The sequence below is a fragment of the Xenorhabdus bovienii genome, from assembly GCF_024721015.1.
Classification (GTDB): Bacteria; Pseudomonadota; Gammaproteobacteria; order Enterobacterales; family Enterobacteriaceae; genus Xenorhabdus; species Xenorhabdus bovienii.
The window spans coordinates 1-21,666 of record NZ_JANAIF010000008.1; the positions used below are offsets into that span (position 1 = coordinate 1).

The following is a 21,666-nucleotide window of genomic DNA, read 5'->3' on the forward strand; positions in this document are numbered from 1 at the left end:
GCTGGGATTTAAACATTTCCGGCGAGCTCAAACGTTATTGAGCGGTATTGAATTGGTCAGTATGTTACTATAAGGACAATATCCGCAAGAACCAGAGTGTTTTCTTTCACCCGCCGACTTTTTCTATCAATTGGCTGCATAAAAAACAATTACATCATTTTCTCTTGCTAGCGCTCTGTTAATGCGACAGAACCCGCTTGGCGGCGTTATGTTTATGCGGCATCGTTAATCGGTTTAATAATGGATGACTAACATCGATGATACCGGTTTAGCCATCCATGCACCAAGGCCGTGCGCGATCTGCTGTCCTGGAAAGTTGATCTCACAACTGACTGAACGTCAATACGGCTCAGATGAGACGCTTACCAGTTATCCACAAAAACGGGAGATGAGTGTGTGGGGGATCAGTTTTTCGCGTTAAGCCGAGGCGACAAAGGAGGAGAAGGCTGACACAGGAGCACTGTCCGAAAAATGTTTTGCTGAACGTTAGCCAATCTTACCTGTTGGCTGCCTAACAAACCGGCAGCCAATTTTTGCTAACTTGCCTGCGCTAATGCGACAGGACCTTAAGTTTACAACTCCTTAAAGATGTTGTTTTTAAGCTCTTCAAGTTTTTGTTTGTTGATGGTTCTCATTTGATTAGCTACGTTCTTTCCCAGTTCGTTAGAGACGAGATCTTTATGCTCGGTCGCTACTTTGGATAGTTGTTCAGCTGTATGAACAACTCCGGTGGCCTTCCAGAGTGCTGATGCGCTCATAAGGGCGAACCTCAAGGGAAGATTAGGTCCCGCCGCTATGGCAGCCGTGTCCAATGCTCCTGCAACAGCTACTCCTGTCGCTACAGAGACCTTCAAACCGGTTGTAGTTTCATCGGAACGTCTCACAATTTCCTCTGCAAGTTCATTTTGCTTGTGGGTGGGAAGAGTGGCAACCACCGCGCCTGTATGAACAACTTTTTTGGTGGCAGTAATGACGTTACCTAAATTGTTGTACGCGTCGACAACTGCCGATTCTGCCAAACTAGTTTTATTAACCTCTGACAAGTCTTTATGGACTGCAAATTGTGCAGCCTCACTTGCCACCTCTGCCCCTTTAATGATGGTCTTGGCACCCGGTATTTCACCTTTTGATATGTGAACAGCAGCATCATATCTGCCAGTGAATGCACCTGTGATTTTATCAGCAACGTTCAAGGATACCTCTTTAGATTTGGCAATCCATTGATTGGCTAGCTTCTCTCCCGGAGTTACTAGTCGCGAGGTTTCTTGTTGAGGAGAGGAGGTGTTATCCCTACCTGGTTGTTGACTATATGCATAGGCTGCATAACCTGCTCCACCAACACCTTTAATTACTGTTTTCCACATCAAACCAAGATAGTCACTATAACTAACAGGATTATTTCTCACCATCCTGAACAGGTTGAGCCCGTCCACCGTTCCTGCCGGGTCGGCGCTCAGCCACCGTCCCGCCCACGGTTGGTAATAACGATAACCGTAGTAGTACAGCCCCGTCGCATCCCGCTCTTTTCCGGAGTACCGGACCGTCTTATAATCAACCTCCGTCTGGCTGCGGGCCGTCAGGATGGCGGTGCCGCCGTACGGATAGTACTCCTCCAGGTTGATGATGTTCCCTTCTCCGTCCACTTCAAGCCCGTTGCTGCCCAGCAGATTGTCGTAGCTATAACGTATCTGGTCGTTATTGATGACTGTCGGTAACCCGGCCTCCCAGTGCAGTACGCGCACCTGCGCCTGGCCCGCTTCGCCCACCGTGATAACCTGAAGGTTCTCTTTTTCTGCACTCCCGTTGATGGTCGTGCGCAGTTCTAAACCCAGCAAGTAAACCACCCGCTGCGTCTGTACAGCCTCGTTCACCTTCTGCGCATTCACCTTCAGGATACGCTGACTGCTGTTGTCATAGCGGTAGCTTTCGCCGTCGTCTACTGCGCCTTCACTCGTCACCGGCATCACCTTCAGCAGCTCCCCGCGCGGTGTCCAGGCAAGCGTCCGCCCCGGCAGCAGCGTTTTCTGGTGCCCCCCGGCCGTAAACAGCGCGTCCACTTTCGAGGCATCTTCCGTAAGCTGGCTCAGTACTCCGCGGTTGCTGCGGTCGCTGACCGTAATGGCGGTGGTGTAGCGGTTATTCGTTGCCAGGGCGCAGTGACGTATCTGCACTAGGTTACCGCCGGTGTCATAGGTATAAGAGCGGGTGTAATTGGTGTACGCTGAACTGTCGGTGGAGAGGGGAACGGTGACGGAAGGTAAGCGGCTGCCCTGCTGCCCGGCATTGGCCATCTCTCGCCCGGTGGCACTGACCAGCTGATACAGGCTGTCGTAACTATAGGTGTTCTCCGGCACCACTTTCTGATTGCGCCAGAAGCGAGTGGCTTCCGCCTCGTTGGTAAGGCGCTGCACGTTACCTACAGGGTCGTATTCATAACGCAGATCCTGCAACACTTTCTCCCCCTGAACATGCCCCTGTGGGCGTTCGGTTTTTATGCCTACAAGACGCTGCGTCTCAGGTTCATAGGTGTAGGCAGTCACCACACCGTTGCCGTGCTCTTCGCGCAGTTTTTGCCCTGTGGCCGAATAGGCCAGAGATTTTACGATGGCCTGCTCTTGTTGCCCTTTCAGTGACAGCCAGCTGCCCGTCAGCAGGCCTGCCACGTCATACGCCAGCCGTTGTACGTTACCCATCGCATCGGTGGTGGTCAGTACCGTGCTGGTGGCATCCGCCGTGCTCAGGGTGGTGAAGCTTTCCGGTGCCAGCCGGTCGTTCCAGGCGGATTCCTTGTCGCCCAGCCAGTCTGCGTTTAAACCGTCTGGTAACAATTGGCGCGTGATGGACAGCGGCACGCCGTTAAGCGCAATACTGTTTGTCTGGTTCAGTCCGGCGGTGTCATAGTGACGCACGCATTGCCCGACCAGGTTGCTGTTCTTCTCCGCCTGACTGTTCCCGGCCCAGACAAAACGTTCCGTGATACGAGCGACTTCGCCAGCAGGCTGTTCGGTGATACTGAACGGGCGGCCGGGTAAGGTTTCATGCTCATATTGCCAGGTACGGGTGACCTCGGTTGCATTGATGGCCAGTACGGGGCGCCCCGTAATATCATTCAGCATCAGGGTATTACCCGCATCGACACTCCTTATGCGCACCACTTCGCCTGTCAGTGCCGTCTCATAAACCATATTAGGATTGACGGTACTATCCGTCTGCTGTAAGTCAAACAGGCGCGGGTCAATGCTGTGCGCCAACTGACCGGCGAGGGTAAACCGATGGCGGGTGATCCGTTCATCGGTGGTGGCGGGGGTATTTGGGTGGCGGTGATAACGGAGCTCGCGAACGGTCAGCCCCCGGTTATCCAGAACCGTCACTTCCGGCGTTTTTTGATGCAGGTTATCGCCTCTGTTTATAGTCATAAACCCTTTCCTTGATAGAGTAGTTAACCTTCCCCCGCACCTGGCAGGAAGGTGTGATTATTTAACGTTATCGTGTTAATTAAGAGAGCGTGTCGTTTTCATCCTCATTCACGACAAACCAGGGGGTCAGCAGGTTTTGACGCAAATATCCCTTGGCGGTTCTCACCTGGTATTCCCGGCCGAGCGGGTCATAGCGGTGTGTATCAGCATATAAATCCTGCCGTGCACTGTCATCACTAATGTACTGCCAGTCATTCAGGAAAAAGGGCTGGTAGGTTCGAACCGGTTGTCCTTTGCCGTCATACTCTGTCCGGCCTGAGACCGCCCAGCGGGTTGTGGTATGGGCTACGAGGGGCGCTCCTTTCGCGTCCGTGATCAGGCTGCCATCTGCCGCGCGTTGCCAGGCTTCTCCCGGCGCATGGTAGACTGCACTTTGCAATAAACGCCCGAAGCCGTCGCTGTAGGTGACGCTCTTGCGCAGTTGCTGCTCAGGATCAGTGTCATAACGGTCAGTGGCCAGCGTCAGGACATGGACGGGTTCCCGTGAATCGGCCAATGCCTGCCCATTCAGCACAATGCCCTGACGTTGCACCCAGCGACGGAAACCCAGCGCACAAACCCGCTTATCTTCCGTCACTACCCCCGCGTCAAGCAGTGCCTGCCACGTAAAGCCGGCTATATATTCCTGACAGGTGTGCGCCAACGGCATCCAACTCAGCGGCACATAGACCATGCAGTTGGCGACCGGAAGATCCGGTTTCAAGTCGAGGGCTTCCTCCACTGAGGACGGTGGCGTAAATGGGCGGTCTTCAGGCGGGGTGTAACCCTGCGGAGTCCCTTCCTCAGTACCCCAGAACCGGCCGGATGACACCTGCCCCAGCGCGGTCAGCGTGATGTGTTGCTGATTATCATTGGCATTGGTTATCTGAACAGGGGTCAGGAAGCGGTAATCATAGGTGGCATCCGTGTACAGACCCGCCGCATCCTGCATACGGACGACCGCACAGTAATGGGTATCCCAATGGAGGGTGTTTTTGCCAATCTGCACCGTCGTCCGCTGAGCCAACGGACGGTAAAACGCCTCAGCCCCGCCGTAATCGGTATATCCCTGACGGGCGACCCAGACCGCCGATTCTGCACCCGTATTGAGCGGACGTGAAACATGCAGATAACCCGCCTCGATTAATTTCTTTTCCAGGGCTTCCGGGCTCAATGCGCCATTAAAGGCCTGCAAGGCCAACTCATCAAAAACCGCAGTTTCGGTATAAGCCACCAGCGCCTGTCGGGTCGGTTTTTCTTCGGTTCCGGTCGTTCCGGTATAAGCCACGCGTTGATGCCCTAAATAGGTCAATGGCGTGCCCGGTGCTATCAAACTGTTCTCTGCCAGCAAGTCCTCCAGGGTGAAACCCTCACGGGGTACCCGCGCTGCCGGATAGCCCCAGGCATCGCTTCGCACGACATCAGGCAGTCCCAGCACCTGATATTCCGTATCAGTCAGGTGATGGTAATGTTGCCGTTGCCGGGTAAGCCGCAATTGCTGTTGCTGATCATCATAGCTGCTGTCGAATAACGTCGCCGGCAGCGTATCCGGGTAAGTTGACACCGCGGGCTTAGGACGACGGGGATAAGCAATGTCGACGGTCTCCCGTGGGAAACCGTAGCGGTCACTGTTCAGCACCACCTGTTGATGGCATTGCGGATCATCGGCAATCCGTTCGTACTGCCAGGTTCTCTGTTCAATCACACTCGGCCAGACTGTCGGTGAGTTACCCGGTAAACCCGTCAGAAGCCGAACCTGGGGCCGACTGTCCATAACGGTATAGGGGATACCCGCCTGCGCTGTGCCATCGTCGCCATAGACCTCACTGTGCCGCGGTTGGCCTTGCAACGCCCGGTGCAGCCAGTAAGCCTCTTCCGTCGAGGGAACGAGCGTGACATCTTGTTCTTTATCAGGGTCAAAATGCGTAAAACGGCAGGTAAAGGGCGGGAAAGCCTGTTTGTCACCGTGCCAGAATTCCTCCGCCAGCAGGGCATCAACGGTGGGGATCCCAGTAGCAAACCAGCTGATCGTGATGGCTGGCGGCAGGGGATCGGTGACTGACGAATGGGTTGCCTGTGCCAGCTTGTCGGTATCTTTCTGGCTGACCCGGCCAAATCCCCGAAACTCACGCTCCCGGCCATCCCAGGCACCATGGGCATAATTCTGCTCTGAGGTCAGCCGGTTACCCGTGATTTCATCCCGTACTTCAGTGCGCCACAACACATGGATAGGAAAGGGCAGATAACTGGTCACAGAACGCCCCACGCTTTCGGCCTGGTGTTTTTCATCCAGCCAGAACTGCGCTGAACTGCGGTAAAACAGGGTGGTCTCCGCGCCCATATTGTTGTTGATGGTATTCAGCAGCCCGGGTTTGTGTTGAGTCATATCCAACCGCCAGTGCTGCACCGTCATATGGGGAACAGTCAGAATAATGCTGGATACGCCCAATCCCTGCGTGTCGGCGATGTGTAACTGACACGTCCGGTCAAACCGGACATTCTCAGGCAGATTGATGCGCACCGGCGCCGCAAATTGATTGCCGCTTTCATTCATAAACAACTCCAGATAGGTGCTGTGGACATAGAGAATATCGGTGGTGCCGGAACCCTCTATATCGGCCAAATACACCTGATCGGGATTAAAGTTTTTGGCTGAAACCGTCAATCCGGCCAGTCTGATGGGTTCCCCAAAACGGCCGTGTCCAAGATTAGGCCAGCACATCACGCCGTCAGCGGCAATCTCCACCAGATGTTGCTGACCGGAACCCAGCATATCGGCAAAGGCGACCAGTTTTCGTTCATCCGTACCGGGGATCGGTAATGTCATGCCGTCGGACTGGATAACGGTGTTGCCTTTTTTCCAGCCCGTTGGTTGGTTAGCATACAGGCGTACACTGCGTGGCCCAATCATGACCAGATCAGCCAGCCCCGCGCCAGTCAGGTCGGCCAGTTGTGCCTGAGGGTGAAAATACTCAACCGGTAAGGCGGATAGCGGGATAAAAGGAGACCACTGTCCGTTTGGCGCCATCGAGTGATAGCCATTGACTCCGGCAGAGGTCACGACCCAATCCAGCTTGCCATCCCCGTTGATGTCCATCAGCGAGGCATTATTCTGCTGGGCGGGGATCTGCGGCAGCGGTTTTATCTCCCCATAGGCCACGGCATTGCGTACTTCCGCCGAGGTGTCACGTATGGGAGAGCGATACCACCACGCATGGGGCGCGTCCTGATAAAGGATGCCCGGCAACCCTTCGCCATACAGGTCAACGAACTGATACGGCTGTAGGTGATTTAATTTGTCCAACTGCGGCATAGGCTGCCAGGCCGGCAACGACACCGTATCCAGCCGTTGATAATCCAGTTCCAGCGGCGGCAGGGTGACGGGCGTCCCGTCATTTTCATGGGCCACCTGACGGGCCGAAACCAAGGTACTGATACTGTGATTGGGATCGTAACTTAGCATCAGACATGAGACTAATGCAGGCACTTCGCTGGTCTCATTTTTACCCGCCAGCGCATTCAAGCGATGAAACATCAGCACCTGCCGGCACAAGCGGCGGGTACGAATTTCAAAACCGTATTCAAAGCGGGAGAAACAATCTTGGCGAACAGGCCAGTTTCCAGACGTTGCCTGAAACGCAGGCACGTCATACAGCGAACTTGTCCGTTCGCCGTAATCAAACACCAGATGAAACAGCCACTGGTCATTGGCAGGCAGCGCCTTATCCAGGGCAAACAGGCTTGCCTGTGGCGTGATATTGCCGTAGTGAACCTGCATCAAATAGCGCTGTGCAGCGGATAACGGGTGCTGTCCTTTTTCAGGCTCATCGCAGCCGGCGTCATCTTCGGCACGGTATTGGTAGTAAACATGCTCGCCGGTGGGCGTCACGGTTTCTTCCAGTAGCCATTGGGCAATCTGGCTCTCGTCAGCCGGATTAGCCACCCGGGCATGGGCATTTTTGCCAAAGAGATGCACTTGACCATCGGAACTGAGCATCACCCAAAAAGGTTTTTGTGTACTGCTCTGTACTGGCTGCCAATATTCCAGCTGGCTGAAATCATGAACGATACGGGGCTGATAACGGGTCACCTGCCAGTTCTCATCTAACGTGACGCCCTGCAACTGGTTTGTGGTGCGGATATCCGGCTTGCCCTGTTTGTTTGGGGCAACATGCATTACCTCACCCATCGGACACAAAAAGGTATCGTTGCCCTCATAACGCGGCACCCCGTGTGAGGTACGCAGGCTGACAGCCATGGAAGCACAGTGCCACCCCATGCCAAAAGCGCCATTACCGCTGCCGCTGCTGTAGGTGAGGGATAGCGCAGGGGCAGTGCCGCGCCCGCTGGAAATGGGTAGTGGCAGTGATAACGTCACCATTCCATTGGAACCACCAGTAGTAAGAGATTCGCCTATTCCCTGAATAGCCCCACCGCCTTTAGGTAGTGATGGTGCTGCTATCGTAATATCTTGACTATTTTGCATATAAAGCTCCATGTTGGCTTCTCTGATCAGATTCTCATTACTTACTGCTGACGAAAGTGTTTATTATTTTCTCTAACCAAACCAGACACCTCATGAGTAAATGCTGTATTACCCGTCTGAGCGGTATAACGAAACTCTATGACAATGTCTTTCAGTGCATTAATAAGCCTAGATTGTTGAAGTTTATCTGCGCGGGGAAAATCCAGACGCCAAGAAGATATCGCTCCGGTTCCTTCAAAAGGCAGGTAACGTTCGTCATTTATATTGGCGTATAACACCCCAGTTTTATTCTCCTGATTAGAGATAACGATACTTTGACTAACCCGAGGATTGGAAAGAATACTGGCAGGCTTAATGGGTATGTCTCCGCCTTGCTCCGGATAGTAATACTTCAGAGCGGCCATATCAGGGCTGAGAAGGGTTTCACTTGATGTCTGAGTCAGCGTCGCTTTTATTTCTTCATAGGGGCCAAGTAACAGAGGCATATTAATCGATATGTTGACTATCTGACGCAGGTAATGCCCAGGATAGTCACGATCAAAATCTAAAGGTGACAAACTGAAATCAAATTGTCCCGTTTCTCTGATTTTTTCCACGACTTCATCCCATGTCAGAGAATCAATCGAGTTTTCCACCCACTGCTTCAATGAGACTGTTTTTACAATTTCCAGACGTCGGTCGTGGCGCTTTAAGTATGTACTTTCCATGTTTAATAGTTGTAGCTTCAACGCCTCACCCGCAGTCAGACCAAAATAGTTATCAAACCACACATTAGGTTGAATAAAGCGAGCCTCATAGTCCCCCATTTCATACCGCCAGCACGCTTCAACACTCAGACACAGAGAAGTGACTGCATCATAGGCCTGAAAATAGAAGGTAGACATCTGACTGATCAACCATTGATACAGTGCTGAACCCGTGGTACGTGTCAGCAGGAGTTGATAACGCACTTTGGCTTGCTCTTGTTCTTTACGAGCTTGATCAAGTTGCACCTGAACCATTCTCTTTGCATTTTGAGCACTTTTAATTTGTTCATCGAGCATCTCACCTTCAGCAGCAGCCTGATCATGCTGAAATTGCCACTCTTCACGGCGTCGCCGATATTGTTCGCTTTCTGAGGTGACATAAGACATTACTCTTTTTTCGCTAGCGGAAATGCGATGCGCCCAGCCGAGTGCCCTGGCAGGTCCCCCCCAAACTGAGCCTCCCACGCTAGTACCGAATAGATTTGGCACGAGATCGGCAATCGATGCCGCAGATTCCATTCCCGCTGAAGCTTGTTCATAAGGGATAGTTTCCTTACGCTTATCCATTGAGTCTCTTTCTGCGGAAGAAATGTCATCGTCCTTGAGCTTGCGGTAATACGCTTGCCGCTCGGTGACGACTTTTTTACTTGAAATCAACGTATCAATAGCAGCTTGCTGTTGTTCCAACGCGACTTCCTGTAGCTGTACCGCAAAGGCTGACAGTTCATCCATCTGCGATTGAACCAGTTCTTCCTGTAATGCCTGTTCCTTCTGTTCACGATACTGCCTGACCAGATCACCAAAGCGGGTCAATGTCTCCACCGCGCTCTGTACCCGTGGTAACAGGGCGCGGAAGCGATACGGCAATATCGGCGCCAATGCACTGACGGCTCGCTGTGACAGGCCTGAAGCACTGCTTTGCGCTCGTAGCAGGTCACGTGGGTTCACTGGTGCCGCATACATCTCAAGCAACATCGGTTTGCCATCTATTGTCAGATTGTTGTGCAATGTATCCAAACGCTGTTGCAACGTATCCCACAGTGCTATCAAGTCTGGATTGACCGGTGTGCGAAACACTTTAGGATCATCCAGTACCTTCCAGTGTTCATTTCGTACTTTGCTCATTTCTGGCAACATTTCCGGTAAAAAACGCGCCAGCGATCCATCCAATACGGTTGCGTCAGTCGACAACGCTTCCAAGGTCTTCGGTGTCCAGCGCGAGGCAACCAGCACATCTGGACGAGGCCCTAGTAATGATGTAACGCGTGAATAGTGTATCCGTGCCTCCGTCAGTGCATCCCGCGTCAGGCGGCGGTACAATGCATCTCCCTGCGCCAGAATGTTGCGGGCATATTCCATGAATATCGCTTTCTTGTAACGTTCCGGCGTTGAATAGCAGATAGCATCCGGATCAGCCACACGCCCTGCTTCCTGCTCCCAGGCATAACTTCCTGGCTCCAGCAGCGGACATACCCGCCAATAAGGTGTTTTGTTGGCATTATCTTCGCCTTCATGCACACGGATCTGTGGATTAAAGATGTAGTGATACCAGTTTTCCGCATCACGATAACTAAACTCTTGATGCAGACGGTTGGCTACGGCATGAGGAATATGGAAGAAAATTTCCCAGAAATAACGACCATTGGCGCCATGAAAATCCAGTGTATTCGGAACACCTACAGCATTCGATGGAGGCGCTACTTCAAGTGTATTTTGTGCTTCCCAACTAAATAAATTGTCCAAAGATAAAGAAGCACGGGCAACAAGTTGAGCTGCAAAAGTGGTATTAAGACGGATATGAGTTAGGTCAGGTAACTTTTGATCTTGCAGAGCGAGATATTCCCCTCCGTTTTCCTGGATAATATTGGGGAAAGTTGAATCTTTGGCGTAATAGTATGCAGAATCACAAACGTTTATTTTAGATCTAAAGAATTTTGCATAGATTGCAAGTACGTTACCCCCAGCAGGTGGCTCCAGAATATCTTCTACTTTAATGCATTGCAGACGTGAATCGAGTGTTAATACTTTTCTTACATATCGACTAGGCCTATCATCCAATTCATACATCACATCAAATGAGCCATTTTTACCCTCTGTATTTTTTCTACCAAAGAGGACAAGGGCAGTTAATTTCAGCTTGTCAGTCGGCCAATCAGGATAAATTGCTAGCACAATTGGCGTAGACCAGGTGTTATTTAGTTTTTGATAAATAATTTCAAGCTGGTATGTGAATGTTGTATCAGAGGGATCTGAACTGTCAGCGGCCTGTTCGAATTTTTTAGTAAAATAGACAATATGAACGCGATTATTAATCCAGATAATTTTGGGATTAATTATTTCGCCTGTTGACAGTTGAATCTCTTGCCATTCATTCCATGCTGTAGGCGATAGCGAGGCTTTACCATCCACATCCTGAATAATATTTTCCGCAACACGCCAGTAAAAATGGTCAGGCTGCAAACGCGATTGCCCCAGAAAAACAAGCTTAGCATCAGTAACCGTATTCCCGTACAAATAGCCTGCTATTGTTGAAATATTACAGATCTTTTCTAGTTTGCTGAGGTAGTTCTGAACTGCCCGTTGAACACTTTGTGTTGAGATACGGTTTTGTTTGATTTCTGATAGGAAATCAGCAAATGCGGTTGTCTTATTTAAACGTAGCTCTGGATCGATATAATTCTCGGCATAATTAAGAAGCAGTTTATTGGCTCCCCAAACCGACATATCACTGTCAATATACTGCCATTGATTCAACTCTTTCTTATCAAACCCGTTGGTATAACCCGGCTCCATATTATTATAGATTGCATGATTAAGCTGAAGGAGGCTGCTGATTCTATGCGCAATAACGGTTGTCTTCGCATCCGCATTCATCAATGGGTCAATGAGCAGATAATCGTAAAGTTCTTCGACGGTATTAATATTGAATTTTTGCAAAGATCCGGTGTGAGGAAACACCTGGCCGAGGCAATATGCAAGCAGCCCATCGCGGTAACTCTCCTCCAGCGTGTTAATAAAAGTCTCAGACATTATATACCTACTTATAAAAATATGTTTATCAGGACACCTTTCTGGCCAGGGCCAGCTTAAGCTGTCTCCTGGCCGATGATCTCTGGTCAAATAGCTTTTTACCTTGCCTCGGCTTCTTCTGTATCATCAGCGAAAATCTCTTTTTCCTGAGCATCCAGACGTTGATTGACCGCTTGGGTAAACGTGCTGTTTCCCTGAAGGGCCATATATCTAAGATGAATGATGATATCGTCCAGCGAATTCAGAAATGTTTGTTGATCTTCCTGATCGTGTAATGGGAAGCTTAATCGCCACTGTGACATAACACCGGTTCCTTCAAAGGGCAGGTAACGTTCATCACCAAAATCCAGCATAAATTGACCATGATCGTCGGAACCGGAAGATAAGGCGATGCTCTGACTGACTCGCGGATTAGAAAGTAAACTGGCCGGTTTAGCCGTCGCCTGCTTATAAAGGTAATCGAGCGCGGAGACATCCGGTTTAAGCAGAGTATGGCTAGTCACCTGTGTCAGCATTGCCTTCACATTTTGATAAGGGCTAATCAATCCTGGCATTGTGACCGAAACATTGACAATCTGTCGCAGATAGTGGCCTGGGTAATCATGATCAAACAGAGAGGCATTCAGTTCAAAATCTAATTGACCACTTTCAAGCATTTTGTCCCAACTGCTGAGATTGTTCTCAGCCACATTTTGGAGAAGTTGTTTTAATGAGACGGTTTTCACAATTTCCAGACGCCGTTCGTGACGTTTCAGATGAGCGCTTTCCATGTTAAGTAATTGCAGTTTCAAAGCCTCACCCGCTGTCAGACCAAAGTAGTTATCCAACCAGACGTTGGGTTGAATAAAACGGGTGTCATAATCGCCCATTTCATACTGCCAGCACGCCTCTGCGCACAGACACAATGAGGTGACGACATCATAGGCCTGAAAATAAAAGGTCGACATCTGGCTAACCAGCCACTGATATAAACCTGATCCTGTGGTACGTGTTAACAGGAACTGATAATGCGTTTTAGCGTGCTCCTGCGCTTTCTGGGCCTGATTCATCTGTATTTGAATCATTTCCTTGGCGAGTTTGCCAGCATCAATTTGCTTTTGAATGCTCTCTATTTCTGCTGATGACTGATCACGCATAAACCGCCACTCTTCACGACGGCGCCGGTATTGTTCGCTTTGGGAGAGTCTGTCCGCACTCATTTGCAACGAAATGCTCTTCGCACGCAAGCCACTGGCCGTCGCCCGGAGCGGGGCACCGTAATTCATTCCTCCCGTGGCAAAGCCAAATACATTAGGTGCTAAATCGGCAACGGCTCCGATGGTGTCAAAAGAGGATGCCGCGATTTCATGTGTTGAAGATTCGGTCAAAAGATCCATAGATTGAGATTCAGCCGCTGAAATATTTTCGTCATACAGTGCCGCATAGTATTTTTGGCGTTGTTGCACCGATTTCTGGCTTTCGGCCAAAGCATCTATAGCCGCCTGCTGTTGCTCCAATGCCGCTTCTTGTAGTTGTACCGCAAAGGCCGACAATTCATCCATCTGCGACTGAACCAGTTCTTCCTGCAATGCCCGTTCTTTCTGTTCACGGTACTGCTTGACCAGATCACCAAAGCGGGTCAATGTTTCCACCGCGCTCTGTACCCGTGGTAACAGGGCACGGAAGCGATACGGCAATATCGGTGCCAATGCGCTGACAGCTCGCTGTGACAGGCCTGAAGCACTATTTTGTGCTCGTAGCAGGTCACGTGGGTTCACCGGTGCCGCATACATCTCAAGCAACATCGGTTTGCCATCGATGGTCAGATTGTTGTGCAAGGTGTCCAAACGCTGTTGCAACGTATCCCACAGTGTTATCAAGTCTGGATTGACTGGTGTGCGAAAGGCTTTGGGATCATTCAGTGCTTTCCAGTGCCCATTTCGCACTTTGTTCATCTCCGGCAACATCTCCGGTAAAAAGTGTTTCAGCGAGCCATCCAGTACGGTTGCATCCGTTGACAACGTTTCCAGGGTCTCCGGCGTCCAGCGCGAGGCGACCAGCACATCGGGACGAGGCCCCAGTAATGAGGTGGCGCGTGAGTAATGTACTCGTGCTTCCGTCAGTGCGTCGCGCGTCAGACGTCGGTACAGCGCATCTCCCTGTGCCAGAATATTGCGGACATACTCCATGAAGATCGCTTTTTTATAGCGTTCTGGTGTTGAATAGCAGATAGCATCCGGATCGGCCACGCGCCCTGTTTCCTGCTCCCAGGCATAACTGCCGGGTTCCAGCAGCGGACGTACTCGCCAGTATGGGGTTTTGTTGGCGTTATCTTCACCTTCATGCACCCGGATCTGTGGATTAAAAATGTAGTGATACCAGTTTTCCGCATCACGGTAGCTAAACTCTTGATGCAGGCGATTGGCCACAGCATGAGGAATATGGAAGAAAATTTCCCAGAAATAGCGGCCATTGGCACCATGAAAATCGAGCGTTTTTGGCAGATTTGACTCTGCGGGTGGAATTGCTTCCAGTATATTTTGTGCCGCCCAACTGAACAAATTCTCTAATGAGACGGAAGCGCGGGAATAAAGCTCTGAAGCAAATACGGTATTCAGACGGATATGGGTAAGGCCATGATTACCCACTGCATTAAGGGCAAGATACTGACCACCATCGGCTGCATATTCAATATCCGGTAGCTGCAAAGCCTGAGCCTGCGTAATTTCTAACTGAAAAGCGTAATGATTCGGTTTGTCTGGCAAGGGAGTATTGCCATCTCCGGCGTTGTAATCTCTCCCGGGGGTAACATAGGTTTCCATATGATAGCGACCAATGATCGGGAGAAGAGCACCATCACCTTTATTCTTACGTAAGGAAAACGTAAATGGAGAGCTGAATTCATGCCGTCCCCTTGCGGTTACCGTTCCCATTGTCTTCTGCTGATTTGTTCTGTCAGTACCCGATTCGCTGGGGAAAAAATAACTTCTTACAGTAGCGTCCTGATACAACGTGTCAGGAATAAAGGATGTCAATCCAAAATTAAAAGCCATTCCTTGCAAATGGATTTGGATTGCTCCGGCAGGTATATTTGTACCCAAGTTGCTTAAATATTTTCCAGCCTCATTCACTGCATCTGTATTTTCAAGAGGGTATTGATAACCATTAACTAATGATAGACTTGTGTTATGAAAAATAATCTTATTGTTAACAGTTATTATCACAGGAACGGGTAATAATCCCCAAATAGTATAGGGCGTAATATTAGCAATATAACGGCCATCCTGTGTTCTGCGTTGAAAACATAAATCAACCCGCATTACGTTCAAAATAGGCATCCAGGGATTGGATTTATAGCGCATTTCTTTCGCAGCACGATAGCTGAAATCATCCTCATAATCGGTACTTACAGAGACATAAGGAACATAGACCTCATTTCCGGATACTTTTTCTTTTTTAAATTCCAGTTTAGGGTCAAACAATCTGGCTCGACATTTATACTTCTCTTTATTACTCCAAGGATCATCAGGAAGCGGTTTAATACTCAAATTAAACATATTTTTGTCTATCGCTTCATAAATAAAGCCATATAGCTGTAATTTACGTGAGCTCATTAAACCATAAATATCTTTATATAAAGGATTGTTCGACAGATCACTAATCTCTTTAGATTCCATCCATCCGTTGAGTGACAATGCCTGAATAACATTTTTTTCTATTTTATAAATAACATCCAGAATTTCGCTGCCTCTGTCCTTATCATAGCGTCCCCGAAGTACAATACCTGATTGCTCATAATTCCCATTGGGAACCTCCATGCCCGTGTAAGTTTTCAATACGGTCGGTTCAGACCATTGGTCATTGAGCCCCAGATAAACGGTTTCCAGACGGGTGGTATAACGCTTATTTTTTACCTCTGGGTTATCAGATTGTTCTGGCACACTGGAAAAATAGAACAAGTAAAGCCGATTATTAAAATAAGCTAGACGAGAACAAAATACACTTTGGGCGGCGAGATTGATTTTTTTCCACTCACTCCAACCAGCAGGGTTGGTTGCCCAGTTATTGTTATCCTGCTCGTAGAGAATATTATCGGCTTTACGCCAATAGAGATCATTGGGTGTCAGTGGATTTTGACCTAAAAACCAGAAATTGGCATCCGTTGCTGTCGCATTATCCATATAGCCAGAGACGGTAGAAATATTACATAATTCTTCCATCTGGCTAAGGTAACTCATCACCGATTTTTGTACACTTTCTTCAGAAATACGACTTTGATTGATTTCATTAACAAAATTTGAAAAGAGATGGGTTTTATTCAGACGAAGATTCGGATCGATATAATTTTCCGGGTAGTTTTGTAACAGTTTATTCGATGCCCAGATTGACATATCACTGGAAATATTATTCCACTGCTCAAGCTCTTGTTTGGAAAAATTATTTGAAAAACCAGGCTCCATGCCATTATATACAGCATGATTGCGCTGAAGCAGGCTGCTTATCACATGGGCAACCCGCGTGGTTTTAAATTCCGCATTCATTTCTGGGTCAATCAGCAGATATTCATAAAGCTCATCAACGGTATCGATGTTAAATATTTTAAGTTTTTCATCATTACAGAATACTTGCCCAAGGCTGTAATCCAGCAGGGCATCGCGGTAACTTTCATCAAGTTGTTTAATTATGGAAAGGCTATTTGGCATAGTCTCTACCTTATTATTAAAATTCTTTGCTAATATATTGCTCGCAGACAGTGTTTGACTCTGCCTGCAAACATAGTTAATAATTTATTTTATTATTAGTTCTCAATAGGAATTGTGGACGGATCATTGAGAACTATTTTTGTGTAAAATGCTGAATGACAATATTCATCTGGACCAAGATTTTTAAGCCCCCCTATTTTTAACTCCCAACCAAATCCTTGGGCCAAGATGCTAAATTCGCTAGCAGGCGTCTGCCAGGCACCGCCGCCTCCATAGTAAGATAAATTGCTATAAATATCATGAGTTGGAGGGCCTGAAACGGGTACCCTCAGTGTTCCAATTGCAACCATGTTATCCCAATAATCATCATTGCACTTCCATTCCTCTTGAGTAAATGGGTAACGACTATAGGCATGAATGCTTCTTTCCTCATAGGAACCCTTAGAGACGCCCTTAAGATTAATAAATATAGCCACAGAGAATGTTTCTGTAATAATCTCTCCATTTTGGAGTTGAAGGCTCAACGTAATATTTTTTGTATTCACATTTTTCCAATCGACATTTTTAACGTCTATAGAAATGTTTCCTTTCCCATTGTCGTCAATGTCTTGATAAGAATCATAATATTTTTGTGGTATGTTAATATTAAATTGTTCAGCTGGAGTCGAATCTAATAAACAACTTATGACTATATAAGAAAGATTATTAACATCACCTTTTAATTTGTCATGGAATTGTAAACCGACCATAGGATTTGATTTGAAATTAATAAAGAATTTATCAAAATACTCCCCCGTATTATTGTCGTAAATTTTTGTTCTTAATGTATCAGGAATATCTTGCTGTGCTTCTTCATCTGTTGTAAACATTTCTACCGCATAGCGACGTTCTTTGCTGATGGTGAAAATAACAGCATCATCATCCTGTGTCTTAGCTTGTAATTGATGTTTGCCATAATCAGCTGGAGTAAAAGTAAATTTAGCAGTACCATTTGAATCGGTTACTGTTGTCATAATTGGAATATTATTAGCTAGCCATTGAATAGGATAGTTTGCAACTTTGGGCTCTATAGTAACGTTACAATCTACACTGCTTTGATCTGGCGTGTATATTGCTTCAGATGACTGGCTTTGCTCAACAATCTTAACGGGTGGGATCGCATTGACAGACTCTGATTGTTTTAATTCAGTATCCTCTCCTTTCACTGTGATTACACATGAACCCACTTTCGTAAAAGTGAGCGTGCTGCTAAACCTACCCTCTATATCTGTTCTACCGGTAACAGGGTTAAATATTCCGCTTTCTTCACCCAAAAAGCCGAACTCTACGGGTTCATTAACTAAAGGTTCGCCATTCACTCTCAATAGACGACATTCCACCGGATATTCTTTTTCAAGAATAAAGTAACCCGGTGTTAAATTATCAACAGCAAGAACTTTTACGTATTCAACATAAGGCACGTCATTAATGAGTACCGGATAAAACTCAATTTTTTTATCATGTGCTTCACAAAAAACCTGGGCATTACCAATAACATTATTTGCCGTTAAATAAACAGATGATTCTCCCTTCTCGTTAATGGATGTTAATTGCTGTGTTAACTTGCCCTTATCCGTGCTCCATGAAACTTTTTCATCCAGAGTCACATTGCCATAAATATCTTTAAGCGAAACAGTAAATAGTGCCTTATCTTTCCCATTCGCTTTTATCTGACGGCCAACAATATCACCTACTGTGGACATAACGAGATTATTTTGGTCATAAGTCAACATCACTGACGGTGCAACAAGTTCTCTCTCCAGGCTATAGATCGCCGTGACTTTGGCTTCTCCCATCAAACTTCCTTCCGACAAAGAAGCCTGACTCACCCCGTTTTCATCTGTCCTTGTAGTGGCTGTGCGCAGTTTTCCTAACGTCGTTTGCCAACGGATTTGGATACCAGCACGTGGATTGCCATACGGATCAAGCAATTTTACGGTAAATACGGCGACTTGCTCTGGTGCGTTTGGATACTTGTTCTTGTCAATTGCAATCAATACCTCTTTATCGACAGTAATAAACGAGGTATCGGTTTGCCCCAGCTCACCCAATTGAGATATTGCCGTGGTTTCATTACCTGTACCAAGACTGCTTAGCCCTGCTTCAGCTGCATTACGGTAGGACATTTTATCGCTAAATATCGTCAGATGAGCAAGAGCAATAAGTTCACGAACTCCCGTCTTAATACTGACCTTAGCCTCCCGCAGACGGATCATAAAAGCCAGTTGTTCCATCGTTGTCACGATAGTTCTATTCATCTGATAAAGTGAGTCGAACAGATCGATAATCTCTTTCACCGCAAAACCAGTAAATTCTGAAACTTTTAGTGCGCAATCCTCACGGTATAGCTGTAATTCTGATTCTGACAATTCGTTCAGACCAGGAATGACTGAAGCAAGCTGCAAGTAGTTGAGGATTAACGTTTCCTCACGCCCCAGGGCTTTCAATGTGGTTGCATAGCAGGCCAGTGAATAGAGGGTAATAAAATCCAGTTCTTTGACCCCATCGTCTTGGGCACTGGACGTATTAGGATTGCTTAATTCATACTGCTTAAACAGGTAACGCCGCGGATAACTGCGGAAACTTTGTAGGAAACCCGCGCTTAAGTTAAAGGCCTGACAAATTTCAGCCCGTTTACTGATTCTGTTTACCAGACTTAAGAATGCATCGCCTTCCACGATACTGATACGGGCTTCCGATGAAGAGGCAATACGGATCACATGTTTCAGTACCTGATAGAAATTACCACCGGACCAGAACAAAACCTCTCTGGCCTGATCCGCGTCTAGGCTGAAAGTGTTAGAGAACGTTTCCCAAACCAACGCTTCCTGATTCGCTTTCGCCGACATGATGATGGTTGAGAGTTTATAGATAATATCCGGATCACGTGTTTTATCTTCTTCACTGACTTTTTTAGCCAGTTCTGTTGCCAACATACTTTGATAAGAGAGGGGATCCATGTAGCCCAAATCTTTCACCAGCCCTGACATTCCCGGAATATTCTCTTCACTACTCCCATCATCAATAAAAGCAGACAGAGTTTGCATCCAGGTTTTAGTAGCGCCATTGCGACTTTCAGGGGGTAAAACGCCGCCATCAGAGAAAGATTTCTCCGTGATCAGCGTCGGGTTGACTTTGGCATTCATTTCCTTAACTAAGTTAAGCTCCTGATCGGTCGCCACCGGCATTTTACTGACAGGCAACAAGACATGATAAAGCCAAGGAATATCTATTTGATTGGACTGACACCATTCAATGGCATCGGCTAAATTGTCCATAATATTGAATGTGTCAGTCACAGAGCTATATTGATTACCACTCACCTCTACCCGACAGAGTTTGGTCAGGAATTGCTGCCCACCATCATTAATAATACTCAGCAGAGCCAGAGCAGTTACCGGCTCCACGCTAACACCGCGTGAAAACGTAACAACGCGATAAAAGGCTGAAATTACCGCAATAGACCAGGTTAGTTTTTCTGGAATGAAGTCATCTGCCTGAGCATTTGATGAATTTAACGTTTTAGCAATCAACCTGCCGATAAAAATAAAGGTATCGTTATCAATGCCCAGAGCAGCGCACAGCAATGCAATTTTCTTTTGTTCACTCTCTGAACGGCCAACGATATAGAATTCACTATTATCAATAATGTACTGCTTATCAAATTGATTTTTAAGACGAAATAATGTGTCCAATTGAGAAGTACTGTCACCACGGGCATAGACGGAAACAGTATCAATGATGGCGGCAAATTTCGCTGCGGATAAATCGTATTTTTTCCTGAAACGCTGGAACAAACCCAGCCCTCGCAAGGTATTTTGTGTCGGCCATAGTGAAGCAATATTTTGTTCCGTGGGGTTTTCCGCACGTAGTAACGCCATCAGCAATTGATCAACTTCCTCAAAACTGAGATTTAACCAACGACTGAGACGAAGAATACGCTGCATTCTGTCAAAACTGTCATCAGTCACATGGGTTAAAATGTGATGGGTACTCTTGTCATCACCCGTACCACTGCTGATGGTTTCAATAGTAATAAAGTCACTTTTACCGGCATTGATAAATACGGAACCAAAAACCGTGGGTGAGGCAGGTACAGCAACATTATTACTTACATAATCGGAACGTACCGGCATGAACTTTTCAATTGATAATAGCGATTCAAGTTCTGCGTGGCTAATTCCCACCTTAATGCAAAAATCTTTTGTGTTCACTAAATCTGCCGAGGTCTCTACTCCATAGCATTTTTTATAAAAATCTTTCTGCCGATCGCTGATTTTGCTGATAAGAGCGGTACGAGGACTGGCGATATATGCATTAAGAACGGCTTTCTGTGAAGCAGGAAAGAACGGTTTTTCCAGCAACAATTCTGCTTGTGCCGGCCCCATAAAGGTATCCAGCATCTGAGCATCATTGGTTTGATCGGAATGTAAACCCGGTTGCTTAAACCAAGGATAAGCAATATCACAAGTGCGAATCATATCGCCCAGTGACCCATTTTTTTCAGTTAATGATTTATCCGTATGTGTTTCACGTTTCTTATCCAAAACATAATTAATTTGATGCTGGTAACGCTCATAAGGTAAACCGAACGGATAATAGGTTTCAGCCAATACATCATCAACAGTAGTGCCAACAGGTTTAGTTTCATTGATATATTTCTGGATAGTGGCCTTAAGTACTTGGTTGTTCAATTTAAGAACGGGCACTTCTTTGGAGTAGGCATCATTATCGATAATAGTTTCAGAAATATCTGAGCGGCGGCTAGCTAAGGGAATATTGACTGGTGCATCTTTTGCTTGTGCCTCCAGCTTTCTGGTAATTTGGTATTGTTCATATAAAAATCCTACCCCTGAGGTTGGATCTTCAATTGAACCCGGCTGGCTACTGTTTATCACATCGGGCAAAAATTGATCGCTGTAACTGGGTCCAGATACCAGGCTACGAACTCCGGTTTTTTGAGAAGATATTTGCTGCCGGGATGTTTTCTGGCGATCTTCACGGCTACGTGTTGCCGCCACGGCTAAAGCCGTTTCCCATTTAGCAAGAAATTCTTTGAGTTCAGCTTCTGAAGTATATTTTTCAAATTCTCTTAATGTGTCTAGATTAAGTCGGGTTGGCGAAATATTTGATGTTCGCGACAGGGAATTAAGTCGTTCAAGAATGTCGTGTGAGGTGGTTAGTTCCGTGAATTTTTTTTGTTTTTTGTCAGAAGTCTGATCTGGCAT

6 protein-coding genes and 2 pseudogenes are annotated in these 21,666 nt (G+C 47.3%); 2 read left to right on the forward strand and 6 right to left on the reverse strand.

The genetic code is table 11. From position 1 onward, the window contains the following. Together NXS07_RS22160 and NXS07_RS03880 are read left to right on the forward strand one after the other, a co-directional pair. Positions 1–142, forward strand: a pseudogene (locus NXS07_RS22160) (IS6 family transposase); the annotation flags it as partial. A gap of 102 nt (positions 143–244) precedes the next feature. Next, the gene (locus tag NXS07_RS03880) at positions 245–421 is read left to right on the forward strand and encodes a hypothetical protein (RefSeq protein ID WP_238126003.1); all 177 of its coding nucleotides are present in this window, start codon (positions 245–247) and stop codon (positions 419–421) included. Positions 422–572: 151 nt separating this feature from the next. Here NXS07_RS03880 and NXS07_RS03885 read toward each other — a convergent pair whose 3' ends face one another. From NXS07_RS03885 to NXS07_RS03905, 6 genes and pseudogenes are all read right to left on the reverse strand, one after another. After that, entirely contained in the window at positions 573–3,416 is a 2,844-nt protein-coding gene (locus tag NXS07_RS03885; protein WP_238126004.1) for an RHS repeat domain-containing protein, read from the reverse strand. A 79-nt stretch (positions 3,417–3,495) separates the two neighbouring features. Further along, the gene (locus NXS07_RS22165) at positions 3,496–5,976 is read right to left on the reverse strand and encodes a toxin TcdB middle/C-terminal domain-containing protein (RefSeq protein WP_414079670.1); all 2,481 of its coding nucleotides are present in this window, start codon (positions 5,974–5,976) and stop codon (positions 3,496–3,498) included. A gap of 1,011 nt (positions 5,977–6,987) precedes the next feature. Beyond that, positions 6,988–7,953, reverse strand: a pseudogene (locus NXS07_RS22170) (SpvB/TcaC N-terminal domain-containing protein); the annotation flags it as partial. A 29-nt stretch (positions 7,954–7,982) separates the two neighbouring features. Next, positions 7,983–11,717 (reverse strand): Tc toxin subunit A-related protein, encoded by a 3,735-nt coding sequence (locus NXS07_RS03895; RefSeq protein WP_258086194.1) that lies wholly within the window; start codon positions 11,715–11,717, stop codon positions 7,983–7,985. A 98-nt stretch (positions 11,718–11,815) separates the two neighbouring features. Continuing rightward, positions 11,816–16,399, reverse strand: coding sequence for a Tc toxin subunit A-related protein (locus tag NXS07_RS03900; protein ID WP_238126007.1), 4,584 nt, complete (start codon positions 16,397–16,399; stop codon positions 11,816–11,818). 95 nt (positions 16,400–16,494) lie between these two features. Continuing rightward, positions 16,495–21,666, reverse strand: coding sequence for a Tc toxin subunit A (locus NXS07_RS03905; RefSeq protein ID WP_238126008.1), 5,172 nt, complete (start codon positions 21,664–21,666; stop codon positions 16,495–16,497).

What these genes read in the sequence shown, in the direction of transcription:
- NXS07_RS03900 (WP_238126007.1), bottom strand. Translation starts at nt 16,399, where the DNA reads ATGCCAAATAGCCTTTCCATAATTAAACAACTTGATGAAAGTTACCGC.
- NXS07_RS03895 (WP_258086194.1), bottom strand. Translation starts at nt 11,717, where the DNA reads ATGTCTGAGACTTTTATTAACACGCTGGAGGAGAGTTACCGCGATGGG.
- NXS07_RS03905 (WP_238126008.1), bottom strand. Translation starts at nt 21,666, where the DNA reads ATGCCAGATCAGACTTCTGACAAAAAACAAAAAAAATTCACGGAACTA.
- NXS07_RS03885 (WP_238126004.1), bottom strand. Translation starts at nt 3,416, where the DNA reads ATGACTATAAACAGAGGCGATAACCTGCATCAAAAAACGCCGGAAGTG.
- NXS07_RS03880 (WP_238126003.1), top strand. Translation starts at nt 245, where the DNA reads ATGACTAACATCGATGATACCGGTTTAGCCATCCATGCACCAAGGCCG.